The sequence below is a fragment of the Burkholderia sp. EMB26 genome (assembly GCF_024730645.1).
GTDB lineage: Bacteria > Pseudomonadota > Gammaproteobacteria > Burkholderiales > Burkholderiaceae > Burkholderia > Burkholderia cenocepacia.
Window position 1 is genome coordinate 1,103,138 of sequence record NZ_CP078071.1, and the last position, 25,490, is coordinate 1,128,627.

Sequence of the window (25,490 nt, forward strand, 5' to 3'; positions counted from 1 at the left end):
GCGTCGTCACAAGCCACCCAGGGGAACAACCATGAATGTGCGGATCGCCATCGTCGGTACGGGCTACGTCGGCCTGGTCAGCGGCGCATGCCTTGCCGAGCTCGGGCATGACGTCGTCTGCATCGACAACAATCGCGGCAAGATCGACGCGCTGAACGAAGGCCGCATGCCGATCTACGAACCGGGCCTCGACGCCGTCGTCGCCCGCAACGTCGAACGCGGCACGCTGCGCTTCAGCAGCGACCTCGCCGCCAGCGTGCGCGATCGCGATGCGGTGTTCATCGCGGTCGGCACGCCGACGCTGCCCGGCACCGACCACGCGGATTTGCAATACGTCGAGGCGGCCGCGCGGGAAATCGCGGCGAACCTGACCGGCTTCGCGGTGATCGTCACCAAGTCGACGGTGCCGGTCGGCACCAACCGGATCGTCGCGCAGATCGTCGACTGCTGCGCGCCGGACGGCGTCGACGCGGCGATCGCGTCGAATCCGGAATTCCTGCGCGAAGGCTCGGCGATCGACGATTTCATGCATCCCGATCGCATCGTGTTCGGCGCCGAGCATCCGCGTGCGATCGAGATCATGAAGGCGATCTACGCGCCGCTGGAAGCGGCCGGCCATCTCGTGCTCGCGACCGAGATCGAGACGGCCGAACTCGTCAAATACGCGGCGAATGCGTTTCTCGCGGTGAAGATCAGCTACATCAACGAGATCTCCGACCTGTGCGAAGCGGTCGGCGCCGACGTCGAGCTGGTCGCGAACGGGATGGGCCTCGACCGGCGCATCGGCGCGTCGTTCCTGAAAGCCGGCCCCGGCTGGGGCGGCTCGTGCTTCCCGAAGGACACGCGCGCGCTGAAGGCGACGGCCTCCCTGCATGCGGTGCCGCTGCGCATCGTCAGCGCGGCGATCGAATCGAACGCGCTGCGCAAGGAGCAGATCCTCCGGCGCATCGAGAACGCGTGCGGCGGCTCGATCAAGGGCAAGCGCATCGCGGTGCTCGGCCTCACCTTCAAAGGCCAGACCGACGACGTGCGCGAAAGCCCGAGCATCGACGTAATCCAGTTGCTCGTCGGCGCCGGCGCACATATCCGCGCGTACGACCCGGCGCGTCCGCACGAGGCGTCGCGGCTGCTGCCGCAGGTGTTCATGGAAGGCTCCGCGGTCGATGCGGTACGCAGCGCCGATGCCGTCGTCGTGATGACCGAATGGAAGGCGTTCGAGACGCTCGATCTCGCCGACCTCGCGGATCACATGGCCGACCCCGTGATGCTCGACATGCGCAACCTGTTCAGCGAACGGCTGGCCGCCGACAGCGGCTTTCGCCGCTACGAACGCGTGGGCCGCTCGTGCGGCGAGCGCTCGCCGGCAGACCCGGCCGCGGAACCCGCGAACGCGAGCGCGGACACCCGGCCGCAGCGCGGCCTGCTTCAGCACTGATGGTCCGACCTTGACGGGAGAGCACCATGAAGAAGCTGGTTGCGTCGCCTGCCGGTGCGCTTGCGCCGGATACCGCCGATACCACGGACGCGCCGGACACCGAAGCAGGTCGCGCCGATGCGCGGCACGCGGCGGTTCCGTTCGTGGTCCCGCTGATGGACAGCGGGACCCGGATCGTGTTCCAGATCCTCGCGCTGGGCTGGTTCGTCGCGCTGGGCATCTTCTGGCGCTGGTGGCTGCGCAACGAGCACTATGTCGATGCGTTCCGCTTCGGCGTCAACTGCTTCGTGCTGTTCTGGACCACCTTCATTCCCGGCTATTTCATCTTCATCATCCGCTCGGCGGTCGTGCCGAACCCCGCGCTGCCCGTGCCGCGCGACTGGCGCGTCGCGATGGTCGTCACCAAGGCGCCGTCCGAGCCGTTCGACATCGTGCGCACGACGCTGCTCGCGATGCTCGACCAGACCTATCCGCACGACACGTGGCTCGCCGATGAAGACCCGTCGCCCGCCACGCTCGACTGGTGCCGCGAGCACGGCGTGTTCGTGTCGACGCGGCGCGGCATCGCCGCGTATCACCGGGCGAGCTGGCCGCGCCGGACCCGCTGCAAGGAAGGCAATCTCGCGTACTTCTACGACCGGGTCGGCTACGACAACTACGATTTCGTGTCGCAGCTCGACGCCGACCACGTGCCGACCCGCACCTATCTCGAGGAAATGCTCCGGCCGTTCGTCGATCCGGACGTCGGCTACGTGTCGGCCCCGAGCATCTGCGACAGCAATGCGGCCGGCAGCTGGAGCGCGCGCGGCCGCGTCAACGTCGAAGGGCCGCTGCACGGCACGATGCAGGCCGGCTACGCGGGCGGCCTCGCGCCGCTGTGCATCGGCTCGCACTACGCGGTGCGCTGCCGCGCGCTGCGCGAGATCGGCGGGCTCGGGCCCGAACTCGCCGAGGATCACTCGACCACGATGATCTTCAACGCGAAGGGCTGGCGCGGCATGCATGCGCTGAACGCGATCGCGAACGGCGAAGGACCGCGCACGTTCGGCGATCTCGCGACGCAGGAATTCCAGTGGTCCAAGAGCGTGATGATCATCATGCTGCGCTACACGCGCCGCTATTTCATGGGCCTGCCGCTGAAGCTGAAGGCGCAGTTCCTGTTCTGCCAGCTGTGGTATCCGCTGTGCGCGCTCGCGATGGCCGGCAGCGTCGTGATTCCGGTCGTCGCGTTGCTGACCGGCCGCGTGTGGGCGCACGTCGACTACCTCACGTACCTCACCTACGCGCTGCCGCTCACCGTGCTGATCCTGTGCGTCGTGACGTGGGCCACGCATTCGACGCAGTCGTGCCGGCCGCTGAATACCAAGCTGTTGTCGTGGGAAGGGCTCACGTTCGTGTTCGCGCGCTGGCCGTGGGTGGTGCTCGGCTGCGTGTCGGCGCTGCTCGACTGCGTGCGCGGCAGGGAATTTCCGTTCAAGGTCACGCCGAAGGGCGGCATGGTCGAGCAGGACGCGCCGCTGCGCGTCGTCGCGCCTTACCTGCTGATCTCGCTGTTCTGCAGCCTGCCGGTGGTCGCGATCGAGAATCCGCGCAACGCGGCCGGCTTCTATCTGTTCTCGACGCTGACGGGCATCCTGTATTTCGTGATCGCCGCCGTCATCGCCGTGCATCACGGCAAGGAGCAAGGACTCGACGCGTCGACGTTCACGCAGATGTTCGTCAGCCGCCTGCCCGTGCGCAACGCGCTGTTCGTCTTCGCGCTGGCGATGCTGCTGACGGCCATCGGGTTGCGCGCACCGCACGGCTGGCAGGCGATGATGTGGCGCTCGGGCGTGCCGGTCGTCGCGATGGTCGAACCCGCGGCGGGGGAGCCGGTGAAGCAGCCCGCGCTCGGCGCCTACGACCCCGACGACGCGCTCGCGGCCGCGCCGGGCATCGCATTCGATCATGTATTCGTGTCGTGGAACGCGCCCGATATCGACGCGGAAATCGGCAACGCGTACCGGGCCGCGCAAGCCCGCAACCGCTCGCTGATGCTGACCGTCGAGCCGTGGGCGGCGGACGGCACGCGACCGGGCACGTTGCTCGCCGATATCGCGCGCGGCCGCTACGACGCGCGGATCGCCGCGACCTGCTCGGCGCTCGCCGCGTTGAAGGGGCCGGTGTTCGTGCGATGGGGCCACGAGATGGAGACGGACACCGGACGCTATCCGTGGGCCGTCGGCGATGCCTCGGCTTACGTCGATGCGTACCGGCGCGTCGTCACCGCGTGCCGCACGATGACCGACCAGATCCGCTTCGTGTGGTCGCCGGCCGGCAACCGCAATCTCGGCGACTATTTCCCGGGGCGCGGCTATGTGGACGAAGTCGGCCTGTCGGTATTCGACTGCCCGCGCTGCGCGATCTGGCCGCCCGGCGGCCGGTTCTCGGCCGCGAGCATCCTGCGCACCAAATACGAACGGGTGGCCGACTACGGCTTGCCGGTGATGGTCGCGGAGCTCGGCGTCGACGGGTCGAATGCGCGCAAGCGCGCGGAACTCGACGAATTCCAGCGCTCGCTGTGGCGCTATCCGTTGCTGAAGGCGGTGGTCTACTTCAACGCGGTCGACACGCCCGGCGCGTGGCCCGCGCACTATGTGCCGGACTGGCGGATCGCGCCGGCGTTCCTGCAGACGACGGTCGTCGCGAAATGACGATCGGCGAGCGGCCGGCCGTCAGCCGAGCAGTTCCTTCTTGCGCAGATGCACGACGTCGCGCATCGGCGGCGCGCCGAACAGCCGGCTGTATTCGCGGCTGAACTGCGACGCGCTTTCGTAGCCGACCACGGCCGCCACCGACCCGACGTCGCCGCCCTGCCGCAGCAACAGCCGCCGCGCCTCGTGCAGCCGCAGCTGCTTCTGGTACTGCAACGGGCTCAGCGTCGTCACGTGCTTGAAATGATGGTGCAGCGACGACACGCTCATGTTGACCGCCTGCGCGAGCGACTCGACGCGCATCGGCTCCGCGAAGTGATCGCGGATCCATTCGATCGCACGCGCGATCCGGTGCGTCTGGCTGCCCGCGATCGCCATGTGCCGCAGCCGCGTGCCCTGCCCGCTGATCATCAGCCGGTACAGCACTTCCTTTTCGATCAGCGGCGCGACGACCGCGATGTCGGCCGGCGTATCGAGCAGCCGCAGCAGCCGCAACGCCGCATCGAGCAGCGGCGGCGTCAGCTCCGCGAGCGCGATCCCCTCGCCCTCCGGGCCCGCGTCGGGCTCGGGCAGCCGCATCTCGGCCGCCAGCTCGACGATGCGCTGCGGGTCGAGCGTCAGCGACAGGCACAGGTACGGCGCATCCGGCGACGCACGCGTCACGCGCGACAGGATCGGCAAGTCGATCGACGTAATCAGGCAATTGTGGGTGTCGTATTCGTAAGCCTGGCCGGCCACGATCACGCGCTTCGCGCCCTGCGCGGCGATCACCAGCGCGGCGCGCGATACGCCGCAGCCGAGATCGACCGGCCGCGTGTGCCGATGCAGCATCAGGCCCGGCACGGCGGTCGAGTGCGAGCCGTCCGCGGGCGCGAAACGGCCGATCAGCGACGCCAGTTCGCGCCGCCCGGATTCGCGCGACGCCACGATATCGGTCATGTCCATGACGCTTCCTCGAATGATTTCCCGTGTCGCGCGAGCATAGCGAAACGGCTCGCGGCGTGCGGGGAATTTGCAGGATTGTTCAATAAATTTGCAGGATTGGGTAGACGCAAAAAACGATGCCTCGCGCACACTGCCGGCTAACCCGGCGCATGCCGGGTTTTCCCCACGGAGACAACAACATGCCTACCTCGTTTGTCCTGAACGGCAAGAACGTCACGCTCGACGCCGATCCGTCGATGCCCGTCCTCTGGGCGATTCGCGAACACGCGGGACTGACCGGCACGAAATTCGGCTGCGGCATGGCGCAGTGCGGCGCGTGCACGGTGCATCTCGAAGGCCAGGCCGTCCGCTCGTGCGTGCTGCCGCTCGCCGGCATCGCGGGCAAGCACGTCACGACGATCGAAGGCCTGCAGAGCAAACCCGCGCAGGCCGTGCAGGCCGCGTGGGTCAAGCTACAGGTGCCGCAATGCGGCTATTGCCAGTCCGGCCAGATCATGTCGGCCACCGCCTTGCTCGAACAGAACCCGAAGCCGACCGACGCGGACATCGACGCCGCGATGAACGGCAACCTTTGCCGCTGTGCGACCTACGCCCGCATCCGGGCCGCGATCCACGACGCGGCCGCGACGCTGGGAGCCTGACCATGACGATCGAACTCGACAACCCCGGTTCGGTGCGCCCGTCGCGCCGCACGTTCCTGAAGGCCGCGGGGGCCGCTGCCGCCGTCAGCCTGACCATCGGCTTCGACTGGGCCGGCCTCGGCCGCCGCGCGCTCGCCGCCACCGCGCCGGCCGGCGATTTCGCGCCGAACGCCTTCCTGCGCATCACGCCGGACGGCGCCGTCACGGTCATCGCGAAGCACGTGGAAATGGGCCAGGGCGCCTATACGGGCATCGCGACGATCGTCGCCGAGGAGCTCGACGCCGACTGGTCGAGCGTGCGCGTCGAAAGCGCGCCGGCCGATGCGAAGCGCTATGCGAACCTCGCGTTCGGCACGATGCAGGGCACGGGCGGCAGCTCGGCCATGGCGAACTCGTGGCAGCAACTGCGCGAGGCCGGCGGCAAGGCGCGCGCGATGCTCGTGTCGGCCGCGGCGGCCCGCTGGAAGGTGCCGGCCGGCGAACTGACCACCGCCAACGGCGTCGTCACGCACACGAAGAGCGGCAAGACGGCCGCGTACGGCACGCTCGTCGCCGATGCGTCGAAGCTGCCCGTGCCCGACAAGGTCACGCTGAAGCAGCCGGCCGATTTCAAGCTGATCGGGCACCGGATTCCGCGTGTCGACGGGTCGTCGAAATCGAACGGTACCGCGCATTTCACGCTGGACACGACGTTCCCCGGCATGCGCGTCGCGCTGCTGCAGCGGCCGCCGCGCTTCGGCGCGACGGTGAAATCGTTCGACGCGACCGCCGCGAAGGCCGTGCCGGGCGTCGTCTCGGTCGTGCAGGTGCCGGGCGGCGTCGCGGTCGTCGCGACGGGCTTCTGGGCCGCGAAACAGGGCCGCGACGCGCTGAAGGTCGAATGGGACGAAACGAAGGCGGAAAAGCGCGGCTCGGACGAGCTCATGCGCGAATACCGGCAACTCGCCGACAAGCCGGGCACGTCGGCGCGCAAGGACGGCGATGCCGATGCGGCGATCGCCGGCGCCGCGCGCAAGATCAGCGCGACGTATGAATTCCCGTATCTCGCGCATGCGCCGATGGAGCCGCTCGATGCGGTCGTCAAGCTGACGCCGACCAGCTGCGAGATCTGGGCCGGCGACCAGTTCCAGACGGTCGACCAGGGCAATGCGGCCAAAACGGCCGGACTGAAACCGGAACAGGTGAAGATCCATACGCTGTATGCGGGCGGCAGCTTCGGCCGGCGCGCGAATGCGTGGTCGGACTACGTCGTCGAGGCCGTGTCGATCGCGAAGGCGCTCGGCGCGGACGGCAAGCCCGTCAAGCTGCAGTGGACGCGCGAGGACGACATCCAGGGCGGCTTCTACCGGCCGATGTACTTCCACAAGCTCGACGCGGGCCTGACCGCGGACGGCCGGCTGGTCGGCTGGCGCCACCGGATCGTCGGCCAGTCGATCCTCGCCGGCACGCCGTTCGAGGCGTTCATGGTCAAGAACGGCATCGACGCGACGTCGGTCGAGGGCGCGGCGAACCTGCCTTACGCGGTGCCGAACGTGTCGGTCGAGCTCACCACCACCCGGGTCGGCCTGCCCGTGCTGTGGTGGCGCGTGGTCGGCAGCTCGCATACGGCCTACGCGGTCGAGGCGTTCATCGACGAAGCCGCGCACGCGGCCGGCAAGGACCCGTACGCGTTCCGCCGCGACCTGCTCGCGAAGGAGCCACGCATGCGCGCGGTGCTGGAGCTGGCCGCGCAGAAGGCCGGCTGGGATCCGGCCAAGCCGCTGCCGAAGGGCCGCGGGCGCGGGATCGCGGTGGCCGAGGCGTTCAAGAGCTATGTCGCGCAGGTGGCCGAGGTCTCGGTCGACGCGGACGGCAAGGTGAAGGTCGAGCGCGTGGTGTGCGCGGTCGACTGCGGGATCGCGATCAATCCCGACATCGTCGCCGCGCAGATGGAGGGCGGCATCGGTTTCGGCCTCGGCGCGGCGATGCACAGCGCGATCACGCTGAAGGACGGCCAGGTCGAGCAGCGCAACTTCGACGGCTACCACGTGCTGCGGATGGCCGAGATGCCGAAGGTCGAGGTGCATATCGTGCCGTCGGCCGAGGCGCCAACCGGGGTCGGCGAGCCGGGCGTCGCGCCGGTCGGGCCGGCCGTGGCGAACGCGATCTTCGCGGCGACGGGCAAGCGGCACTACGTGCTGCCGTTCGATTCGGCGGATAGCGCGAAGGCTTGATGTGACGGGACGCCGGCTGCGGGGTGAGGGGTGCCCTGTGACCGGCGTTTTTTCGGCTGCCCATGTAGGGTTCGATGTCGGCAAAAATCTTCGCCAACCATTTGATTCAAAAAGAAAACCCGGCAAGCCCGGCAGGGTTCGACGTAGGGTTCGTTACCCATCCGAAGCCTTATCCGGCCGCCCCCGAAATCCGTCCCTCCCCCACGTTACGTCAGACGTAACGCCCGTAACGTCCGCGCCCGATGCTACGTAACAATCCTTCACCATTGCTCCAGCCCTGTCATCACGCGCCCGGCGTTGCGCGTTAAAAATTCTTTTTAAATTCAAGGCTGCTCCGCGGTCCGCGCCGCTCCCGCCCGCCGTTACCCCCTGACAACCGCCCCCTGGCCCGAAAGTTGCAGCACAGGACCCCGCAAACACTCCTTTATGGACATGCGAGGGCCACCATGGATTGCAAATACCTGTACATCGACAACATAAAAATCAACTTCGTGCGCCGCACGATCGAAATCGACAACAAGGTCGTTGACGTCACGCCGCGCGAATTCGACGTCGTCGAATTCCTGCTCGACAACATGAACAAGATCGTGCCGCGGCAGGCAATCCAGGAAGCCGTGTGGGGCCGCGAGCTCGGCGTGTCGTCACGCACGCTCGATACCCATATCTCGCGGATCCGTTCGAAGCTGCAGCTCGAACATGACAAGAACCTGCGAATCATCCCGATCTACGCGGTCGGCTATCGGCTGGTGCTATTCGGTGCGGCGATGACGCACGTCGAACGCCACGACGCGGCGCCGATGCTGCGCACCGCGCCGCAACCCGCGATGGCCGCCGACTACGCGTAACGCTTCACCCGCGCGCCGCCCGCTCGCGGCACGCCGGTCACGCTTGCCCCACCGCGCTGCGCGGATTCGCAGCCCCTCGCGGCCTGCCAGCCGGATGCGGCCTGCACGCCGCCCGGCCCGCCAGCCAGTCGCGCCCCAACCGCCGCCTCCGGGCGGCGGTTGCTTTCGAGGCCAGCCGTCGCGTCGCCCACTTCGGCGCACTCGGGCGCGCTCCACCGCACTTCGTCGCGCTTCGTAGCGCCCCGCTCCCGCCGCCTCCGCACGATGTGCGCGACTACGGATTCCGGCGCGGCACACGGCCATCGCCGTCCCTACAATCGACGCAGCAGCCGCGCGCCCCCGGCGCCGCCGGCATCAGAACAACCCGTCGAACCAACGCCGAATCCGCCCCGATCCCGCCGTGCCTGCGCTGTTCCTGACGAATGCCGACGCCGGCGACGCCGCGAACCGGGCCATGCCCGCCGCTTCCCCGCCGTCCGCCGCCGTGCCGGCCGCGGTCGCGCTCGACGCGTCGCCCTACCTGCCGCGCCTGTCCGCCGCCGCCGCGCGCGGGCTGTCGCATGCGTACGGCGCGACCGGCGCCGTCCCGGTCACGCTCGGCGAGCACGCGTACGAGGTGCGCTGGCGCGTCGACGCCGAGCCGGCCGCCGATGCGCACGCGTACCGCTTCGTCGTCGGCCCGGCCGCCGGCACGCTGTGGATCGACCCGGTCGCGGAAACCGAATGGCTCGGCGACGCGGCCGACCCCGCGGTCCCGGCCGTGATCCGCGCGGCGCTGCTCGCCGACCTGTGCGCGCCGCTCGCTGCGGTGCTGCAGGCAGCGACCCGGCAGCGCGTGGCATTGCTGCCGCCGCCCGACGGCGCACCGGCCTGGGATGCAGCGCCGGCCGCGCTGCGGTTCGAGCTGCGACGCGCCGACGCCGCGTGGCGCTGCCACGGCGCGCTGCTGTTCGACGCGCCGGACGCGCTGGCCGTGTTCTTCGCGACCGCGCCGGCCGCGCTCGCCGACGCGCGCGCGGCCTACGCGAGCCTGCCCGTGCCGCTCGTGTTCGAAATCGGCCGCACCGAGCTGACGACGGCCGAGCTGGCCGACGTCGTCGGCGGCGACATCATCGCGATCGAGCGCTGGCAGGCGCACGAGCAGAACCTGCTGTGCGTCGCGCGGCTGCCGGCCGCGCCGGCGTGGGAGATCACCGGACGGCCGTCGGGCAACCGGCTCACAGTCGAACGAATCAGGGAGATGCCTTTGGAACCGACCCGCACCGACTCCGCCCCGCCGACGACGCACGACGCGCCGCCCGGCGACGCGCCACGCTCGCTCGACGGCCTCGCGGTCGACCTGCGCTTCGAGCTGCCGCCCACGTCGATGCCGCTGGGCGAACTGAGCACGCTGCAGCCGGGCGCCGTGATCGAGCTGCAGCAAGGGATCAACCAGAGCGTGATCCATCTCGTCGCGAACGGGATGCTGATCGGCACCGGCCACCTGATCGCGGTCGGCCAGAAGCTCGGCGTGCGCGTCGTCACGCTGACGCAACCCGCGCCGCGCGAGCGCTGAACGATGGGCAACCTGCCGAATCCGGTCGCGCTGATCGCGGTGATCGCCGCGCTCGGCATCGCGCCGTTCGCGGCGCTGATGGTGACGAGCTACACGAAGCTGGTGGTCGTGCTCGGCCTGCTGCGCTCCGCGCTCGGGATCCAGCAGGTGCCGCCGAACCTCGTGCTGAACGGCATCGCACTGATCCTGTCGCTGTTCATCATGGCGCCCGTCGGAATGTCGATCCGCGATGCGCTGCAGGCGCGCCACTTCGATGCGTCGGGGCAGTTGTCGACCTCGGACATCGGCGCGCTCGCCGATGCCGCGCTGCCGCCGATCAAGGATTTCCTCGTGTCGCATACGCGGCAGCGCGACCGCGAATTCTTCGTGCGCACCGCGACGTCGGTCTGGCCGAAGAACCGCGCGGACGGCATCAAGGACGACGACCTGCTCGTGCTGGTGCCGAGCTTCACGCTCGCCGAGCTGACGAAGGCGTTCCAGATCGGCTTCGTGATCTACATCGTGTTCATCGTCGTCGACCTGCTGGTCGCGAACATCCTGCTGGCGCTCGGGATGCAGATGATCTCGCCGACCACGATCTCGGTGCCGTTCAAGCTGCTGCTGTTCGTCGCGCTCGACGGCTGGTCGCTGCTCGTGCACGGGCTCGTGCTGTCGTACCGCGTGGCGGGGGCGGGATGAACGCGCGCCGCCTGCGCACCGCCGCCGCGTGCCTGGGCGCGCTGGCCCTGCTCGCGCTCGCGTGCCTGCCACCGCGCGTCGCGCAGGCAGCCGGCGGCGCCGGTTTCGCGCAACTGGCGCGCGCCTGCGCGCCGAACGTCGATCCCGCGACGCTCGCCGCGCTCGTGCGTACCGAGTCGGACTTCAATCCGTATGCGATCGGCGTGGTCGGCGGGCACCTGACGCGCCAGCCCGCGTCGCTCGACGAGGCGCGCGCGACCGCGCGCGAACTGTCGTCGCGCGGCTTCAGCTACAGCGTCGGCCTCGCGCAGGTCAACGAACGCAATTTCGCGAAATACGGGCTCGACGAAGCGACGATGTTCGAGCCGTGCCGCAACCTGCAGGCCGGCGGCGCGATCCTGACCGAGTGCTTCGCGCGCTCGTCGGGCACCGGCCGCGCGACGCAGGCCGCGTTGCGCGCGGCGCTGTCGTGCTACTACAGCGGCAACTTCACGACCGGCTTCTCGAGCGGCTACGTGAGCCGCGTCGTCGCGAGCGCACAGCGCAATGCGCGCGAAGGCGGCGTCGAACCGATCCCCGTCGTAACCGACACGCCGCCGCCGGAACGCCAGCGGCGCATGGCCGCGGCCGCCACGACGCCGCCCGAACGCGCGCGCCGCCTGCCGTCGCCCGCCGCGTCCGCCGATGCGCCGTCGTGCCATGCGCGCCCGGTGGTGATGATGTGCCGCGGGCTGCCGGCGAACCAGGCGAAGCGGCTGTGCGTGCGGTGTCTCGATCAGTAAGCAGGCCCGTACCCTCGTTCCCGCCGCCTCGCGTCGCCGCCGTTCGTAGCGACGACCCGGCGGCGCGCGCGCATCGGCGGCGCGCTACGAAACGCGCTGCGTCACCGCGGCGCATGCCTTTCTACACTCCAAGCTTGACCGTAATGGCATCGTAATGCGCGCCCCGTCGAGCGCGGCGCGACCGGGAGAGTTTGATGCTGGATATCGACGGCGTCGGCATGGGCGCCAACTGGATGGCGTTCCTCGAGCGCACGCTCGAAGCCGAACGCGCGAAAGCGGCAAGCCAGGCCGCGCAGCAATCGGGCGACCCGTCGAAACAGCAGACCGCCACGCCCCCGCCGCCGCCGATCACGGTGCAGGTCACGCCCGATACGGACCCGTCGAAGCCGACCAATGCCGAAATCGCGTCCGCGACCTCGCTGATCAGGAGCCTCGCCGAACAGTACCGGCCCAAGCCGCCCGACATCACGGTCGACGATCCGCTGACCCAAGCCGCGCAGACCGCGATCCAGGGCGCGCAGACGCAATACGACAACGCGCTGCAGGACGAGCAGGACAAGCAGACCGCGCTGACCCACGCGAAGAACGATCCGTCCACGACGAAGGACGCGCTCGCCAGCGCGCAAACCGCCTACGACAACGCGCACCAGGCCACCGCGAAAGCGGAAAAGGAGCTGGACGTCACGACCGACGCCGGCTACATGATCGCGTACGCGCAGCAGGCCGATCACGACAACGAAGCGCTCGATCCGAAACGGGCGGGCTCCGCGCAGGCCGACGCGAACGCGGCGCTCGACCGGCTGAAGGCGGCCGTCCCGGGCATCGACGATCCGGCCAAGGTGTCGCCGCGGGACGACTGGACGCCGCAGCAGAAGCAGGCCTACGACGCGTGGCAGAAGGCGGACGCGAAGCTGTCCGAAGCGAAGGCGCTTCACAACGCCGACATCGCGAATTCGAACCTCGCGTTCGCCCAGTTGCAGTCGTATGGGTCGAACGGCGATTACGCGGATGCGATGGATGCCGGCATCGCGCGTATCAACAAGCAGCTCGCGCCGCTCGATCGCGTGATCGACGTGCCGCCGGCGCTGAAGCCCGACGAGGCCCGGACGCAACTGACGCAGAGCGCCGACGACGCGAACTATGCGAACGCATGCCTGAATGCGGCGACCGACGCGGCGAAGGTCGCCGACATCCAGGGCACGTACAACGCGGTGTCCGGCAAGTACGGGCCGACCGTGATGAGCACGACGGTCGCCGCGCAGCAGGACCTGCTGAACCATGCGCAGGCCAGCGCGCGCGTGAGCGGCGGGTATCTGCAGATGCTGTATGCGAATCGCCAGGTCGACGAACAGCAGAAGAACTACGACGCCACGCAAAAGAGCGCGACGCAATGGCGCCGCGACCATCCCGGCGTCAAGCTGATGGACCCGCGCGCCGATCTCGGCGTCGAAGACGCGGCCACGCAGCTGTGGAAGGCGAAGGATGCCGCGAGCCTCGCGCACGACGGCTATGTCGCCGCGTACGGCAACGCGCTCGCGATCCACTACGACGATATCGCTGCCGGCGTGCAGAATCGGTACGACCACCGGACGATGTGCATCGCGAACGATCCGACGCCGCTCGAGATCAAGGGCCTGAAAACGATCGCGTCCGCGCTGCATCAGGCAGACGAGCGGATGACCGCGTCCGTCAACGAGCGCGCGACGAAGCAGGCGCTCGCCGATGCACAGGCGAAGCAGCAGGACCTGAAGATCAAGGTCGACGGGTTGCAGGCCCAGTACGACCAGTGGAACCGCGATCACGGCATCGGGCCGACGCCGAGCGTGTTTTCCGTCGCGACACCGCAGGGGACGCCGAAGAACATCCCGTTGACGGCGCCGGTGCCGTTCGTCGTCAATCAATACGCGAAGCCGCTTGCCGATGCGCTCGCGGAACTCGATCAGGCGAACCGGGACGTCCAGCACGCGCAACTGCGCAGCGAAACGTTCCATCAGCAGGTGCTGTTCAACGAATTCGACGCGCATCTCGACGAGCGGCTGCGCAATCCGAAGACCGAATCCGATCAGAAGGACTACGCGAAGGCGCTGTCCGACTTCTTCGGCGCGCACCGCAGCGAGCTGTCGCAGTCGCTGCTCGACAAGGCCGGCGACGCGACGCGGCGCGGCACGCGGATCGACTTCGGCCTGCTGGACCCTACGGAGCAGCGCAACCTCGTCGGCGTCGCGATCGGGCTGTCGCCGGACCGCGCGACCGGCGACCCGCATGCCGCGCAGTTCAGCGACGGCAAGAAGCTCGAATCGATCGACAAGGTTCGCGACGAACTGCTGAAGGTGGGCGGCGGCAAAGGCACGCGCGTCAACGTGATGCCGATCGTCTATGCGTCGAAGGACGCCGGCCTGGTCACGAGCGCGATCTTCAAGGTCACGAACGAGAACGGCGACACGCACTACGTCGACGATCAGGGCGCGAAATACTCGAGCATCGACAACTTCATCGACGACAACTCGCTGTCGTCGGACGGCACGCTCGACATCGCGACCGGCTACGACGCGAACGGCACCGCGCGGATCGACCCGCACAACACCGCGCACGACGACAGCTGGTGGGAAAGCGTGATGCACACGTTCGGTTCCGGCGACGTGAACCTCGGGATGCTGCTCGGCGGGATCGCGCTCGAAGTCGGCGGCGGCCTGCTCGACGCGACGGTATTCGGCGCGCCGCTCGGCGTCGCGCTCAACGTGGCCGGCACCGGGCTGATCTATACGTCGGCGGCGGCAGCCGTCGCGAACTCCGGCTACGACCTCGCCAATCGCATCCAGCACGATCGCACGATCAGCCCGCTCGATGCGCAAGCGCGCGCCGATTACCTGAACCTGGTGCCGGCCGGCGTCGGCGGCGTCGGCAAGATCGCCACGCTGCTGAACGATTCGAAGGGGCTCGCGACCTTCGTGCGGCGCGCGACGACGGTCACCGGTCTCGGCGGCGCGGCGGAAGCCGGCGTGCAGTTCGTGCACGATGCGGTGACGGGTCATACGGACCGGCTCGCCGGCGATGCGTCGTCGTTCATACTGAATCTCGGCCTCGCGCAAGGTCACCAGAAGCTCAAGGCCGTGACGACCGGCATCGTGCGGCGTACCGGCGGCTTCGGCGGCCGCGACCTGAACAACCAGGCCGTGCAGATCGGCGACCAGACCGTGCGCATCGGCCAGAGCCGCTACACGGCGACGAACACGCTGCGGCTCGGCCGTACGCGCGCGACCATCGACGGCCGCAGCGTGACCGTGGCCGGCGACGGCACGCTGATGGTCGGCAAGCGCGTGCTGACCTACGAAGGCGTGCCGATCCGCGTATTGAGCCGCGCGAATGCGGTGAATACCGGCGCACGCGGCAAGACCGGCACCACCGCGTTCGTCGACCACGAAGGCCGCATCACGATCGCGGAACGCGTCGACGGCTCGTGGCGCACCCTCGAGCGCACGCGCTTCAACCGCTACGGTACCGATGGCCGCATCACGGCCGGCCGGGACGGCAGCCTGACGCTGTCCGACGGCATCGAGCTGCGCGCGCCGAGCCAGGTCGGCACGCCGCGCGGCGCGGGCCCGGCGCCCGCCACGCCGACGGCCGCGCCGCCGCACGACGATGGCGCCCGCACGAACGCGGCCCGCGCGACCCCGTCCACGCTGCGCGCGGCAGCGGACCCGACGGCGGCCGTGGCCGAGCCGGCCGCCGCGACGTCGCGCGCGACCGCGCAGGCAGGCCGCTCGTCCGCGCAGGTGCGCGAACGCGCCGCCGAGAACGACCAGGATGCACGCACCGCATCGCGCGCGGATCGCCGCAGCGGCGACGCGCGGACGATCCAGTACCGGCGGGTCGCCGATCCGGCCGAAACCGGCGCCGGCGGGCCGCTCGAGCCGCTGACGTTTCGCCAGCGCGTCGCCTGGACCGTCCTCCATGCGATCGAATCCTCCCCGCTCGCGCCGGGCTTCGCCGCCCGCGAGGCGGACGTCGCGGTCGCGCCCGGCGGGCCCCGCGTCGAGCAGCACAGCTATGGCGGGCGCACGCTGTTCGTCGTGCGCAACGGCCGCCCGGACGCGCCGCTGACACGCCCGGACGGCACGCCGTTGTCCGGCCACGAACTCGCGCTCGACGCGCGCCACGGGCTGCCGGCGCCGTCCCGGCTCGACGAACCGATCGTGCTCGTCGCGGAAGGCGCGGAGGCCGGGCTGGCCCCCGAACTCGCGAACGTCTGGAACCGTCCGGTATTCGTCGCACCGCGCGGCGCGCTCGCGGCGGACGGCACGATCCGCGCGACCAGCGGCTTCCTGCGCTTCGATCCCGCGCCGCATCCGGAGGTCGCGCTCGGGCCGCTGCGGGCGGACGGCCTGCAGGTATTCCATGCGGACAGCGGCAAGCCGGTGGACCTGAACGAGCATCTTGGCGCGCTGCTCGGCTTCGGCGCGCACAAGGGCGGCTTCGCGCTCGGCCGGGATGCGGTCGTCGCCCTCTACGAGGATTTCAGCACGCGCGCCGAACAGCAGGCCAGCGCCGGCGCCGAACGCGCGGCGCTCGCGTTGCTGCGGCGTCGCTACGATCTCCCGACCGTCGCGATGGACGGCCCGTTTTCGCACGCCGGCCGCGTCGCGGTGCTGTACCAGCCGCGCGGCGGGCTGCATACCGGCGATGCCGGGCGCGGCCTGCTGCCGACGACGCTCGACCCCGAATCGCTGCAGACCCTGCGCACGCTGCGCGACGCGATTCAGCAGGACCGGCTCTACTTCGATCCGCAAGGCGTGTATCGCGACGGCCGGCTGCTGCTCGCGGATCCCGGCCCGATCGAGACCCACAGCGACGCGTATCGTCAGACCCTCGCGGACGTCGACGATCAGATCACGCTGCTCGAACGCGGGATCGAGCGCGGCGACGTGAAGCTCAAGCGCCCGGACGTGCAGATGCGTGCCGGCGGCGCGCCGCTGCCGAACCAGGTCAGCGCGTTCGCCGAACAGTCGGGCACGCTCGCGCAGCAGATGCGCCTGCTCGGCAGCGACCGTTCGCGCGTGAACGCCGCCGGCAAGCGTCCGGGCGGCGGCCGCTACACGCGCAAGGCGCTCGAAGCCGAGGCGAGCCGGCAGCTCAATGCATTCGAGGCCCGCTACGACGTCGATCTCGGCAGTCGCGCCGACGCGCATCCGCGCGATGCGGGCGATCCGCCGAACGACCACGGCGGCCGCGACAAGCCGCGCGACGACGCGCCGCGCTCGATGCGCGAGATCCAGGCGCAGCGCGTCGCGTGGTCGCGCGCGCACGTCGAGCGCAACGCGTCGCCGTTCGGCGCCGCGACGCCGGCGCTCGACGCGCTGGGGCTCAGGCGGCGCGGCCTCGTGTCGATGGATGAAGCCGACCGTCTCGCGATCGTCCATGCCGACACGCAGCCCGACGGCACGCTGCTCGGCCCCGACGGCCGGCCGATCGATCCGCACGGCTTCTCGCTGCTGTCGGATGCGCCGTACGCCGGCCAGCGCGTGGTGATCCTGGCCGCGCGGCACGCGAACGAAGGCGCGGCCGCGCAACTGGCGAACCTGTGGCAACGCCCCGTCTACGCGGTGCATCCGGACGCCGTCGGCGCAGACGGCGGACTGACCGACCTGTCCGGCATGAACCGCTACGTGCCGGCCGCTTACGAGCAGCCGGCGCTCGGCGAGCTGTCGGTCACCGGCGGCCAGCTGCACGTCGCGGGCGATCCCGCGCGCACCGTCGATCCCGCCGACCATCTCGGCCCGCTCGTCGGCTCGGGGCTCTACAAGACGGTATTCGACGGCGGCACGGGCCAGGCGATCGGCTTCTTCCGCGACACGTCGCCGGACGGCGTGGAAGTCGCGCACGAGGAAATCGGCGCCGAACAGGGCGGCCTGCGTGAACTGAAACGGCTCGACCTGCCCGTCAGCACGGTCGACGGACCGTTCTCGCACCTGGGCCGGGTCGGCGTCGTGTACAAGCCGGCGGCACTGCTGAGCAGCGCGGCGATGGAAAAAGGGCTCGGCCTGCCCGGCGTGGTCCGGCGCAGCGGTCTCGACGATCTCGCGAACATTCGCAACGTCACGCAGCGGCACGGGCTGCTGTACGACTTCCAGGTGCTGTTCGGCCGCCATGGCGAAGTGCTGCTGCACGACCCCGGCCAGGTACTGCACAAGGCGGACCCGGAAGGCGACGTCGTCGAGCGGATCGACGGCGTCATCGACACGATCCAGCGCGGCATTGCGACGGGCCGCATTCGCCTCGCCCATCCCGCCTACGCCGAAAGCGGCGCGTACGCGCAACGCCCGGGCATGCTCGGGCGCGTCGTGCAGCGGTTCCGCGGCCGCGTGCTGCTGATGCGCGCGCACGCGATCGCGCGACAGTCGCCGACCTTCCGCGCGCAGATGCGGCTGGCCCGCAGCGACGGCTGGACGATCCGCGTCGGCACGCCGGGCGGCGGTCATTACGCGGACGCGGACACGCGCACGATCGTACTCGACGGCAATACGCGCCGCGCCGGCACGCTCGTATTCGTGTGGGGCCACGAACTGCAGCACAGCGTCGATCTCGCGACCGGCGCGCTGGCCGCCGAGCACGCCAGCCCCGAAGCCGCCGTGGCCGCGCTGCTGAAGTCGGATGCGCGCGCGGAGGTCAACGCGTACACGATCCGCAACGAAATCCTCGCCGCCGGCGGGCCCGACATCGCGACCCACGCGACGTTGCCCGACGCGCTCGCCCGGGCGACCGAGCATGCGCTGACGAGCCGCGACCCGGCCGCGCTCGACGCCCTCGCGGACACGTTCGGCGACATGCGCACGTCGACGCCCGGCAATCCGACCTATCGCGAGTACTACGGCGAACAGGTTCGCGCGGCGGCCGGACGCCCCGTCGCGGCACGGCTCGCCGCGCCGGCACGCGCCCGCCATGCGGTCGACGGCAACGCGATGAAGCACGCACGCGCGTGGCTCGACGCGCGCGACATGCGCACGCTGACGCGCGCCGAAGGCCAGCACGCGCCCACGCTCGGGCACCTGGTGCAGCAGACCGGCACCGACACGGCGCTGCTGATCGCGCGGGCCGGCCAGCCGACGCCCGACGCGCCGCCGACGTTCGTCGCGACGGCGCACGTCGATGCGAATGGCGCGATCCAGCGCCTGCGCTTTCTCGGCAACGCGCTGAACGCCGAGGAGCGACAGGCGCTGAAGCAGGCGCTGTCGAGCGCGATGGAACGCAGCGATCCGGCCGGCACCGCCGCCGCGCGGCGCGCGTTCGATTTCCATGCGTCGCCCGTCACGCACCGCGAACTGGTCGCGCTCGGCGGCCCGGCGAAGGTCAAGCCCGCGCGTGAAGGCGAGACGGTCGAATTCACGCGGAACGGGCGCGTGCGCGACGCGTACGTCGATGCGATCGACGCGCTGTCGAATGCGCCGCATTTCGCACGCGCGAAACAGGCCGTCGCGGCGGCCGGCCACGCCGACACGATCTACGTCGTCGACAAGGCGACCGGCAAGATCGCCGGTCATGCGCGCTACGACTCGGCCACCGGTGTCTGGCAATACCGGGAAAACGCCCCGCATGCACGGACTCACGTGACGGAGCGGCCGCTCGCCGCCGCGTATCCGCAGCGCGGCCGCATCCGGTTGCGGCCGAACGGCAAACTGCACGGCGTGCCGCTCACGCGGGCCCGCACGCGCGGCATGACGTTCTTCGTCAGCAGCGTCGAACCGGCCACGCTGGCGCGGGTCGGCGACCGCTTCGACGCGCCGCGACCACCGAAGAAGGACAAGACGGAAGTCCTGCCGCGCCGCGGCCTGCACTATGGCGGCCATGTGGCGATCAGCGGCATGCACGGCCTGCGGCGGCGCTTCGCGTCGCTGACCGGCACGGGCGCCGCGATCGCACTGCGCCGCGCCCGCGCGATCGCGACGCTCGGCCGCGCATCGTCAGCCACGCGCCCGCTGCCCGCCGGCGGCACGCGCACGCCCGCGACCACCGCGCTGGCGCCGGCGCCCCGCGCGTTCGAAGCCGGGCTGCTGCCCGCCGCGTCCGGTCATGCGCTGGATTTCAGCGGTCACAACGTCGTGCACCTGCTCAGTCTCGCGAAAGCGCGCGGCCTCGTGCCCGGCAAGCATTTCATCTACGTGTATGGCGGCGGCGAGCGCATCGCGTACCGGCTCGGCAAGCCGCGCGCGGTGATCACGGCCAACGCGCAAGGCGAACTGACCTGGCATGACAACTGGCGCAAGCCCGACAGCCCCGGCGTGCCGCTCGACGCGTCGCCGATCGGCGGCGGCCCGTACGGCGGCGATACCCATCTGCTGCTGACCGAACTCGCGCCGGATGCGCTTGCGGAGCACGCGCGCGGCACCCGGCTCAAGACGCTCGAGACCCGCCTCGCAACCGTCGACGCATGGGCGAAAGACCCGTCGCCGCACATGTCCGACGCGCGGCGCGACTGGGGCGCGACCGAGGCGCGGCGGCTGCGGTCGCAACGCCACGCGGCGCTGCAGTCGATCCGCCGCGCGAACGCCGCGGCCGCGCGCAACGGGCAAGCGGCATCGGGCCATCCGGTGCTCGACGTGCGCACCTATCAGCCGTCGCTCGTCAGCACGACGCAGGTCGAATCGCTGCAGCGCTATGGCGACGGCAACGCGTCGGCCCTGCTCGCGCACTACGACCGGATCGACGCGCTCGTGCAGCACGCGCGCGATCCGCGCGCCGCGCCGCTCGAACTCGACGATGCGGTCAACGGCGTGCCGCCCGCGATCATGGCCGACGCCCAGGCGTTGCGCGACACCGGCATGCCGCTGTACGTCGCGCGCGACTGGTCGGGCGGCGGCTCGCGCTATGCGCCGATCCCGCTCAGAAGAAAGGTGCTGAGCCGTTTCAGCACCGCGCTCGCGACCGATCGCGCGCTGCGCCGGCGCCTCCTCGCCGCCGATCCCGCGTACCAGCAGCGCGTGGTGCCGATGAGCCGCGCGTTCCGGCTCTCCGACGATCCCGCGAAATTCGTCGCGCAGATCGAGCGGCACGGCGGCGTGATGCCGGCCGTGACGATCGTGATCGACCCGCACACGCTCGCGGCCACGCGCGGCGCGAAGCACGACCCCGCCGTCGTGCACGACGCGAAGTCGATCGGCGACCACAAGGACGCGACGATCGACTACTGGACCGGCACGATCACCGGTGCGAACGGCAAGTCGATGCGTATCGACGACCTGGCCGAGCAATACGTGCACAACTGGCTCGATGCGTCGTCGAAGGCCGGCTTCCTGCTGCGCTTCGAAATGGCGCCGGCGCGGGCGCTGGTGTCGTCCGTCGACCACCGGCATCAGCCCGGCTCCAACACCGGTTATCACGACCACGCGCGGCTCGGCGCGCTGCTCGAATCGTGGAACCGGACGCACCTCGGCCAGCCGGCACCGCACGTGATGGTGACGTTCCACGGCTGGGACACGGTGCCGGAGCCCGCGTCCGGCGCGAGCCACCTGGAACTCGCGAAATCGCTGCTCGACCATCCGGCGCTGCCGTGGGTGCACGTCGGCCTGTCGTACGCGACGCATGGCTCGGACTTCGTCGCGAACCAGGAACTGACGACCGCGCTCGCGACGCTGCTCGTCGAGCGCGCCAGGGCCAACGACCCGACGCTCGCGCGACTGCACGGCGCCGACGCGCTGACGCGCGTATACGACCGCGTCGACCGCACGACGCTGATGAACCAGCACGGCCTGCTGCTCGCGGAAGTCGACCGCATCGGCCGGGCGCGCGGCATGTCGCCCGCGCGGCTCGCGGCGTTGCGCCAGCAACTGTACGAAGGCAACACCACGCAACTGCTGCATCGCGCCCGCTATGCGACGTCGCGCTTCGCGGCGGACCGCTGGGCCGCCGACCCGCGCCGCGCGCCCGCGGCCAGCGACGCCGCCCGGATGTTTACCGAACGATGGCTCACCGACGTCGGCGCGCGGCTCGCGGCGCCGGAACAGATCGTCACGACGGACGGCGGCGGCGCCGGTGTCGAACCGCTGCAGGCCTGGCGCGAAACCGTCCTCGCGCCCGCGCTCGTCGCGGCCGATACGCAGCCGATCAGCGAAAGCCGGCTCGTCAGCGCGCAGACGAACGAGCCGATGCGTCCGGACGATCCGCTCGCCGCGGCCGCGGAACTGCATGCGCTGCGCCTGCATCAGCCGGACAGCTGGATCGCCGCGCTGCTGAACCGCAAGAACCTGCTGTCGATCGCGATCGGCGCGGGGGCCGGCTTCGCGGTCCATCACTTCGGCCTGACGCCGGACAAGTTCAAGCAGGCCGCGAACGCGGCGTTCGTCGGCGTGCGGACCGGCCGGCTCGTGCAGGCCGTGCACCAGGACACCGTGCGCGCGCTGCAAAGCGGCGACCCGCGGCTGTTCGATCGCGTGATCGACCGCTTCGTCGACGGCCTGAACAATCAGCTCGACGCGCACCAGATGCATGCCGAGCAGCGCAACGCGTCGCTGATCCTGCTCGCCGAGAGCGCGCGGGCGAAGATTCATCTCCAGCTGGAATTGCACAAGGCCGCGTCGCTGCCGGCGGACAAGACGCTGGAATACACGAAGATGATCGCCAACGACATGCTCCAGCAGATGCAGGGCGTGCTCGCGGGCACCTCGATCCAGCAGCTGCATTACGGCAATCCGCGCCGCTTCATGGGCAAGGCCGGACGCGCCGCCGCGATCGCCGGCTATGCGAGCCTCGGCGAGCTGTCGCTGCATGCGCTGCTGCAGAATCCGTCGGTGGTGCCGGCGCTGGGCGCGGCCGGCGCGCTGCTCGGCATCACGTATACCGGCCTCGTGCAGGGCAGCGCGTTCGCGCACCTGAGCATCGAACGGCGTAGCCGCGTCGTGCGGGGCATCGACCTGATGTCGGATCTCGCGAGCATCGCCGGCGGTGCGATCGCGCCATTCGTCGGCCCGCATCCCGCGATCCAGTCGGACTTGCCGATCGCGATTTCGTCGCTGTCGTCCGCGACGCTGCTCGCGCTCGCGCGCATCGACACGCATTTCCCGAACCTGCCGAAGCGGCTCACCGGCTCGATTCCGACGTCGCTCATGGTCGCGCCGATCCTGATCTATGTCGGCAAGTGGATCTACACCGCATTCGAGGACGACGACGGCAAGGCGCCGCCATCCGGCACGCAGCAGCCGGGCGGCGGGGCGACCCAGCACGCCGTCGCGCCGTCGTCGGCCGCCACGCCGGGACACCCGGCGCCCGCCACGCATGCGGCGCAGCCGAGCGCGCCGCCGTCGCCTTCGGCGAGCGCCGCCTCGCCGTCCCGACCGCAACCGTCGCCAGGCACGCCGTCGAACCCGCCGTCGCCGTCGAACGCCCCGCAGCCCTACATCGTCGTCGACGGCGATTCGCTATGGGTGATCGCGGACCAGCATCGCCAGTCGCTGCTGGACGCCGCGCACGTATCGCGTGCCGACCAGCAGGCGATGACGCGCGGCGAACAGGATGCGCGTGCGCTGAAAGAAATCCTGCAGCTCAATCCGTCGGCCGCGCGCGATGCCACGCACTTGCCGGTCGGCACGCCGCTGGTGGTCGGATGACGGTCGGCCCGCCGCGCGTCACGGCGGCGGGCACGACGATGCCGTCACGCCGCGCGCTGCGCCTCCAGCCACGCCTGGAACATCAGCACCGTCCACAGCTGGTGCTGCCAGTTCATCCGGCCCGTCTGGTGCTGGCGCCACAGCCGCTCGACCGCCGCCGCATCGAAGAAGCCTTCTTCGCGCAGGCGCGACGGCCGCAGCAGCGCCTCGGCCCAGTCGCGCAGCGCGCCGCGCAGCCAGTGGTCGACGGGCGCGCAGAAGCCCTGCTTCGGCCGGTCGATCAGCGCGGACGGCACGTACCGGTCGAGCAGCCGGCGCAGCAGCGCCTTCGACTGCCCTTCGGGCAAGCGCACCGACGCCGGTACGCGCCACGCGAATTCGACGACGTGATGATCGAGGAACGGCATGCGCGTCTCGAGGCTCACGGCCATCGCCGCGCGATCGACCTTCGCGAGGATGTCGGTCGGCAGGTACGTGAGCGTGTCGATCGCCATCGCCTGCTCGGCGAAGCTCAGATGCGCGGGCCACGCGGACACCGTGTCGAGCGGCGTCGGCGGCTCCTGCCCCGACAGCGCGATGCGCTCCGGATGATGCACCGACGACATCAGCAGCCGGTACAGCCCGATGCGGCTTTCGGCCGTCATCACATGGCCGAGCTTGTGCAGGCGATCGCCGATGCGCGACGTCGATTCGCGCGCCTCCACGCCGCCGCCCCACGCGCCCTGCGCGACGGCTGCCAGCTGGTCCGCGTGGTCGGGCCGCAGCGCGTGCAACGCGGCGGCGATCCGCGCGCGCACGGCGCCCGGCACGCGATGCAGCTTGCGCCACAGGCGCGGCGTCAGGAAATAGCGCGTATAGCCGCCGAACAGCTCGTCGCCGCCGTCGCCGGACAGGCTTACCTTCACGTGCCGGCGCGTCAGTTCAGAGACGAGAAAGGTCGGGATCTGCGACGCATCGGAGAACGGCTCGTCGTAGATCGACGGCAGCTTCGGCACGACGCCGAGCGCATGGTCGGCGGTCACGTAAAGCTCGGTATGGCGCGTGCCGAGATGGCGCGCGACGGCCTTCGCGTAACCGGCTTCGTCGTAGCCGGCCTCGTGGAAGCCGATCGTAAACGTGTCGACCGGCGTCGCCGATTGCGCCTGCATCAGCGCGACGATCGCCGACGAATCGACGCCGCCCGACAGGAACGCGCCGAGCGGCACGTCGGCCTCCATCTGCCGCGCGACGGCCTGCCGCAGGATCGCGTCGAGCTGGCCGACGGCTTCGTCGGGAGTGCCTTCGAACGGCTGCGCGCGGCCCGCCTCGATCGCCTGTTCGAGCGTCCAGTACGCGCGCAGGCGCGGCGTGTCGCGCGCATGTTCGAACTGGATGTACGTGCCGGGCGGCAGCTTGCGGATGCCGCGATAGATCGTGTAAGGCGCGGGCACGCTCGACTGGCGCAGGTACAGGCACAGCGCGTCGCGGTCGACCGTGCCGTCGAAGCCCGGGTAGCCGCGCAATGCCTTCAGCTCGGACGCGAACACCAGCGCGTCGCCGATCCGGCCGTAGTAGAGCGGCTTCTCGCCGATCCGGTCGCGTGCGAGCGTCAGCACCCGCGACGCGCGATTCCACAGCGCGAACGCGAACATGCCGGTCGCGCGGCGCAACGTGGCCTCGACGCCCCACGCGACGATCGCCGCGATCAGCACCTCGCTGTCGGAGTGGCCGCGCCACGCCGGTGCGCGCCCCGCACGCTCGAGCTCCGCGCGCAGTTCGCGATGGTTGTAGATTTCGCCGTTGAAGACGAGGACGTAGCGGCCGCACGCGGAAGCCATCGGCTGCCGGCCGTGCACCGACAGGTCGACGATCGCGAGCCGCCGGTGGCCGAGCGCGATGCCGGCCTCCGGGTCGACCCAGATCCCCTGCCCGTCCGGCCCGCGATGCGCGAGGCTCGCCGTCATTCGCGCGAGCGTGCCGCGCGCTGTCTCCTCATCGAAGGCGACGCTATTCAGAAAGCCGTCGATTCCGCACATTGATTTGTCTGCCCCTGTTGACCAGTTCCGTCACGCACCGCGCAACCTCGCGGCCCGCCGTCGGGCATGACGGTCGAGCCATATTACGAAGAAA

11 protein-coding genes are annotated in these 25,490 nt (G+C 70.3%); 9 read left to right on the plus strand and 2 right to left on the minus strand.

What is annotated here, in order from left to right; genetic code table 11:
• Positions 1 to 31 precede the first annotated feature (31 nt).
• Together KU887_RS21850 and KU887_RS21855 are read left to right on the plus strand one after the other, a co-directional pair.
• Positions 32 to 1,435, plus strand: coding sequence for a UDP-glucose/GDP-mannose dehydrogenase family protein (locus KU887_RS21850; protein ID WP_034202118.1), 1,404 nt, complete (start codon positions 32 to 34; stop codon positions 1,433 to 1,435).
• Between the two features lie 26 nt (positions 1,436 to 1,461).
• Complete coding sequence (locus KU887_RS21855) at positions 1,462 to 4,128, plus strand: glycosyltransferase (protein ID WP_258258014.1); 2,667 nt, start codon at positions 1,462 to 1,464, stop codon at positions 4,126 to 4,128.
• A gap of 21 nt (positions 4,129 to 4,149) precedes the next feature.
• Here KU887_RS21855 and KU887_RS21860 read toward each other — a convergent pair whose 3' ends face one another.
• Complete coding sequence (locus tag KU887_RS21860; RefSeq protein ID WP_006485801.1) at positions 4,150 to 5,073, minus strand: AraC family transcriptional regulator; 924 nt, start codon at positions 5,071 to 5,073, stop codon at positions 4,150 to 4,152.
• Positions 5,074 to 5,252: 179 nt separating this feature from the next.
• On the opposite strand from KU887_RS21860, the gene KU887_RS21865 reads away from it, so the two are divergent.
• From KU887_RS21865 to KU887_RS21895, 7 genes are all read left to right on the plus strand, one after another.
• Positions 5,253 to 5,714: a (2Fe-2S)-binding protein gene (locus KU887_RS21865; RefSeq protein WP_006480868.1), complete on the plus strand. Its 462-nt coding sequence runs from the start codon at positions 5,253 to 5,255 to the stop codon at positions 5,712 to 5,714.
• Between the two features lie 2 nt (positions 5,715 to 5,716).
• Positions 5,717 to 7,927, plus strand: coding sequence for a xanthine dehydrogenase family protein molybdopterin-binding subunit (locus KU887_RS21870; protein ID WP_258258017.1), 2,211 nt, complete (start codon positions 5,717 to 5,719; stop codon positions 7,925 to 7,927).
• Positions 7,928 to 8,373: 446 nt separating this feature from the next.
• Positions 8,374 to 8,772, plus strand: a complete 399-nt coding sequence (locus KU887_RS21875; protein ID WP_006485803.1) for a winged helix-turn-helix domain-containing protein — start codon at positions 8,374 to 8,376, stop codon at positions 8,770 to 8,772.
• 400 nt (positions 8,773 to 9,172) lie between these two features.
• Positions 9,173 to 10,327 (plus strand): type III secretion system cytoplasmic ring protein SctQ, encoded by a 1,155-nt coding sequence (gene sctQ, locus KU887_RS21880; protein ID WP_258258022.1) that lies wholly within the window; start codon positions 9,173 to 9,175, stop codon positions 10,325 to 10,327.
• 3 nt (positions 10,328 to 10,330) lie between these two features.
• A complete protein-coding gene (sctR, locus tag KU887_RS21885; protein ID WP_006480865.1) occupies positions 10,331 to 11,005 on the plus strand; it encodes a type III secretion system export apparatus subunit SctR in 675 nt (224 codons plus the stop codon).
• Positions 11,002 to 11,787 carry a lytic transglycosylase domain-containing protein gene (locus KU887_RS21890; protein WP_258258026.1) on the plus strand — a complete coding sequence of 262 codons (786 nt, stop codon included), beginning with the start codon at positions 11,002 to 11,004 and terminating at the stop codon, positions 11,785 to 11,787. The genes sctR and KU887_RS21890 overlap by 4 nt, the downstream gene beginning before the upstream one ends.
• 194 nt (positions 11,788 to 11,981) lie before the next feature.
• Complete coding sequence (locus KU887_RS21895; RefSeq protein ID WP_258258027.1) at positions 11,982 to 23,381, plus strand: LWXIA domain-containing protein; 11,400 nt, start codon at positions 11,982 to 11,984, stop codon at positions 23,379 to 23,381.
• 44 nt (positions 23,382 to 23,425) lie between these two features.
• On the opposite strand, the gene asnB is transcribed toward KU887_RS21895, so the two are convergent.
• The gene (asnB, locus tag KU887_RS21900) at positions 23,426 to 25,396 is read right to left on the minus strand and encodes an asparagine synthase (glutamine-hydrolyzing) (RefSeq protein ID WP_006495899.1); all 1,971 of its coding nucleotides are present in this window, start codon (positions 25,394 to 25,396) and stop codon (positions 23,426 to 23,428) included.
• Between the last annotated feature and the right edge of the window lie 94 nt (positions 25,397 to 25,490).

Bases quoted from the DNA above. Each gene is read 5' to 3' on its own strand.
- KU887_RS21850 (WP_034202118.1), top strand. From the start codon at position 32: ATGAATGTGCGGATCGCCATCGTCGGTACGGGCTACGTCGGCCTGGTC.
- KU887_RS21855 (WP_258258014.1), top strand. From the start codon at position 1,462: ATGAAGAAGCTGGTTGCGTCGCCTGCCGGTGCGCTTGCGCCGGATACC.
- KU887_RS21860 (WP_006485801.1), bottom strand. From the start codon at position 5,073: ATGGACATGACCGATATCGTGGCGTCGCGCGAATCCGGGCGGCGCGAA.
- KU887_RS21865 (WP_006480868.1), top strand. From the start codon at position 5,253: ATGCCTACCTCGTTTGTCCTGAACGGCAAGAACGTCACGCTCGACGCC.
- KU887_RS21870 (WP_258258017.1), top strand. From the start codon at position 5,717: ATGACGATCGAACTCGACAACCCCGGTTCGGTGCGCCCGTCGCGCCGC.
- KU887_RS21875 (WP_006485803.1), top strand. From the start codon at position 8,374: ATGGATTGCAAATACCTGTACATCGACAACATAAAAATCAACTTCGTG.
- sctR (WP_006480865.1), top strand. From the start codon at position 10,331: ATGGGCAACCTGCCGAATCCGGTCGCGCTGATCGCGGTGATCGCCGCG.
- KU887_RS21890 (WP_258258026.1), top strand. From the start codon at position 11,002: ATGAACGCGCGCCGCCTGCGCACCGCCGCCGCGTGCCTGGGCGCGCTG.
- KU887_RS21895 (WP_258258027.1), top strand. From the start codon at position 11,982: ATGCTGGATATCGACGGCGTCGGCATGGGCGCCAACTGGATGGCGTTC.
- asnB (WP_006495899.1), bottom strand. From the start codon at position 25,396: ATGTGCGGAATCGACGGCTTTCTGAATAGCGTCGCCTTCGATGAGGAG.